At 54.1% G+C, this 471-nt stretch carries 2 protein-coding genes; one reads left to right on the forward strand and one right to left on the reverse strand.

The genetic code is table 11. The features are described 5' to 3' along the window. Window positions 1-176 (reverse strand): MobA/MobL family protein (locus DWY76_RS13415; protein ID WP_165852644.1); only part of this gene is annotated, 176 nt, incomplete at its 3' end. 45 nt (window positions 177-221) lie between these two features. Here DWY76_RS13415 and DWY76_RS14275 point away from each other — a divergent pair. After that, the coding region (locus tag DWY76_RS14275; RefSeq protein ID WP_207665863.1) for a hypothetical protein at window positions 222-471 on the forward strand (250 nt) is incomplete at its 3' end.

A 471-nucleotide genomic window follows, 5' to 3' on the forward strand; every position in this document is an offset into this window, starting at 1 on the left:
GCATGGGACGGCAGCATGATCTCGGCGTGGACAAGTTCTTTCTTCTTGTTGTAGAATTTCGTTTTCTGGTCGTACTCACTGAACAGCCGTTCGCCGCTCTGGTAAGCGGCCCCGGCAACAGCGGACTGCCCTTGGCTGCGCTTGACGATGGTGATTTTGAAATGTGGGCACGGAATAGGCATCACCCCCAAACAAAAAGACCGCCCAGCAAGATTGCTCTTGTGAACGGTCTGGAATCGTATTCGGTTGTGCTCGCCGCCTTGGAACGGAGTGCCGTGCGCTTCGGTCTCAGGCGGGAGCCGCAAAAGGATAGCTGCAAAGCAGCGCAAGGAAAATGCAGTTTTCCTTGGGATGGAATCGGGCTGGCGCACAAACGCCAGCTTCGATTTCATCGAGCCGTCTGCAAGACCGCAATTTCACCGGAACGGTGTATAATTGCGCCCTTTATTCTAAAGGGTTTTGGACGTTGCT

Origin of the sequence: Faecalibacterium sp. AF27-11BH (assembly GCF_003603005.1) — a bacterium.
In the GTDB taxonomy this organism is placed as follows: Bacteria; Bacillota; Clostridia; order Oscillospirales; family Ruminococcaceae; genus Faecalibacterium; species Faecalibacterium taiwanense.